General features: G+C 57.9%; 4 protein-coding genes. All 4 read left to right on the top strand.

Translation table 11 applies throughout. The features are described from left to right. Window positions 1–243: hypothetical protein (locus H0E84_RS08160; protein ID WP_219339643.1), on the top strand; the 243-nt coding region annotated here is incomplete at its 5' end. Further along, window positions 240–1253 carry an RHS repeat-associated core domain-containing protein gene (locus H0E84_RS08155; RefSeq protein WP_180678151.1) on the top strand — a complete coding sequence of 338 codons (1014 nt, stop codon included), beginning with the start codon at window positions 240–242 and terminating at the stop codon, window positions 1251–1253. The genes H0E84_RS08160 and H0E84_RS08155, both read left to right, overlap by 4 nt. 10 nt (window positions 1254–1263) lie before the next feature. After that, the gene (locus H0E84_RS08150) at window positions 1264–1638 is read left to right on the top strand and encodes a hypothetical protein (protein ID WP_180678150.1); all 375 of its coding nucleotides are present in this window, start codon (window positions 1264–1266) and stop codon (window positions 1636–1638) included. 130 nt (window positions 1639–1768) lie between these two features. Then, complete coding sequence (locus H0E84_RS08145; RefSeq protein ID WP_180678149.1) at window positions 1769–2575, top strand: IS5 family transposase; 807 nt, start codon at window positions 1769–1771, stop codon at window positions 2573–2575. Window positions 2576–2585: the final 10 nt, after the last annotated feature.

Below are 2585 nucleotides of genomic sequence, written 5' to 3'. Positions count from 1 at the left end.
GCGACCACCTACGCGATGGTGCCGGGCAGCTCGAACCTGGGGGTGACGTCGGTGATGCTGAACACCCCGTGCGGATCGCAGTACCGGGTGCAGGCCTGCAACACCTACGGCTGCTCGCCGTGGACGGAGCCGGTGGGGCCGATGGGGATGATGGCAGAGGATGAGGACGTGACCGGGCAGGAGGACGCCGCGGACGAGGCCGCCGCCCCGGATGAGGACGCGACCGGGGAGGACTCGCCATGAAGGGGCTGCAGCTCTGGGCGCTGTGCCTGCTGTGCTGGCTGGCGCAGGCGTCGCATGCGGCGGAGACGGTGCGCTACATCCACACCGACGCGCTGGGCAGCGTGGTGGCGGTGACCGACGCCAACGGGGCGGTGATCGAGCGGCGGGAGTACGAGCCATACGGGGCGCAGCTGACCCCGGCGGTGGCGGACGGGCCGGGGTATACCGGGCACGTGCAGGATGCGGCGACTGAGCTGATTTACATGCAGCAGCGGTATTACGATGCGGGGATTGGGGCGTTCTTGTCCGTTGATCCGGTGACGGCGCTCAGCAGCCCGGTGGGGCAGTTCCATCGTTACCGCTACGCCAACAGCAATCCGTATCGGTTTTACGATCCGGATGGGCGGTGTACGGGTTCGCGTATCACGAACGACGATGGCACCTGTAGAAGCACCGGAGGAGCCACGACGCAATCTGCTCCTATGCGGAGCATTCCCAGCAAAGCATATGCTTTCGATGGTGCTGGCGGGGCAAATAGCGGAGACAATGCCGCGTTCCGAAACGAAACGTCTAGGCGATACAGCGCAAAGCAGTACGATAGTTCAGCTTGGGGCGATAACAGCCAAGTGTCGGCGGCTGTTAGTGACGCTTCGAGCTTCATCTCTGACCACAAGAACGGCAGAATATACTCAATCGGATACAGCGCTGGAGGCCATGACGCCATTACTTTTGTTAATTTGCTGTCAGCAAAAGGGATAAGAGTTCAGGGTCTAGTCTTGTTCGACGCGCATAATAAGTATGTTCCAGGTATATTTAACTTCGGGGTTGGTTATAATGTTGGCGTGGTATTGAATTTTTATCAACAGAACAAATGGGAAATTAGATTCAATACATTTCGTGGCGGTCTCGTTTTTGGGGAGTCTACGTTCAACGTGAACATGGGGGTTGATGCTGATGTTGGTCATTCAAATATCGTGCAAAAGGCCTTTCTTTCTTATGGGGATCAAATCGATGCGGTCATGGGTCGCTAGCGGTTTGCTGTTGGCTGCAGTGACTTTTACGGGCTGCGCACAGGACAGGCCTTTGGAGATTGCGGGTACAGTGCGCTATTTGGAAACAGGTCAAGTCCTCGAGGGTGCGGAAATTCATCTGTTGCTGGTGGGAGATCAAATGCCGCCGCAGCTTCCGGAAATGACAACTATCTCTGTTGCCTTCAGTGATAAGGAAGGCAGATATTCCTTTCAGGCAGATGAAAATCATGGGTTCATGATTCAGCTGGTCCCATCCACATGTCAATGGTTAGGAGATAGAGTGCCGGTAAGGAATGAGGCTGGAGAAGAGGCTGAGGGGGTGACGAGAATAACGGTTGACTTGAATACAAGAGTAGATAATGCCCATGATTGCGAAGGAGAATAGTGGAGAACAGAGGTGGCGAGAAGAAGAACGGGGTCAGAGTGGAGTGACCCCGGTTCTTCGGACAGTGGACTTAGGGCACATACCCTAGAGCGTGTTATGAACTTTGATGCGCCAAGGCTATGGTATGCGGATGACGCCCCGCAAGCCGTATCCGACCAATGTATCCGACGAGGAATGGGCCTTCGCCGCGCCCTACCTGACCCTGATGACCGAACAGGCGCCGCAGCGTAAGTACGAGCTGCGCGCGATGTTCAATGCGCTGCGCTGGATGGCGCGGGCGGGCGCGCCCTGGCGCCTGCTTCCCAACGACTTCCCGCCTTGGGAGGCGGTCTACCAGCAGACCCAGCGCTGGCTGCAAGCCGGGTGCTTCGAAGCGATGGTCAGCGACCTGCGTTCGATCCTTCGCGTTGCACAGGGTAAGCAAGGTCAGCCCAGTGCCGCCATCTTCGACGGGCGTACGCTGCAATCGACCTGTGAAAGCGGGCCACGTGCGGGTTATGACGGGTACAAGCGAAAGAAGGGCAGCAAGGTGCACATGGCGGTCGATACGTTGGGCTATCTGCTGGCAGCCCAAGTTACGCCAGCGAACGAGCAGGAGCGTGCACAGGTACGTTCGTTGGCGCAGGACGTGCAGCATGTGACGGGCGAAACAGTGAAGTTGGCCTTCGTGGATCAGGGCTACACCGGAGAAGAGCCGGCTGAAGCAGCGAAAGAAGAAGGCATCGACCTACAGGTGGTCAAGTTGCCGGAAGCAAAGAAGGGTTTCGTGCTCCTGCCCCGGCGCTGGGTGGTCGAGCGCAGCTTCGGCTGGATCAACCGCTTCCGGCGACTGGCCCGCGACTACGAGCGATTGCCAGAAACCTTGGCCGGGCTGCACTTCGTTGTCTTCACTATCCTCATGCTCGGTAATGCTGCAGCGATCCTTCAAAGTTCATAACACGCTCTAG

This window comes from Luteimonas salinisoli, from assembly GCF_013425525.1.
Taxonomy (GTDB): Bacteria; Pseudomonadota; Gammaproteobacteria; order Xanthomonadales; family Xanthomonadaceae; genus Luteimonas; species Luteimonas salinisoli.
The sequence above is the reverse complement of the archived record's forward strand: the minus strand, read 5'-3'. Positions and strand labels throughout refer to the sequence as shown.

Bases quoted from the DNA above. Each gene is read 5' to 3' on its own strand.
- H0E84_RS08155 (WP_180678151.1), top strand. From the start codon at position 240: ATGAAGGGGCTGCAGCTCTGGGCGCTGTGCCTGCTGTGCTGGCTGGCG.
- H0E84_RS08145 (WP_180678149.1), top strand. From the start codon at position 1,769: ATGACGCCCCGCAAGCCGTATCCGACCAATGTATCCGACGAGGAATGG.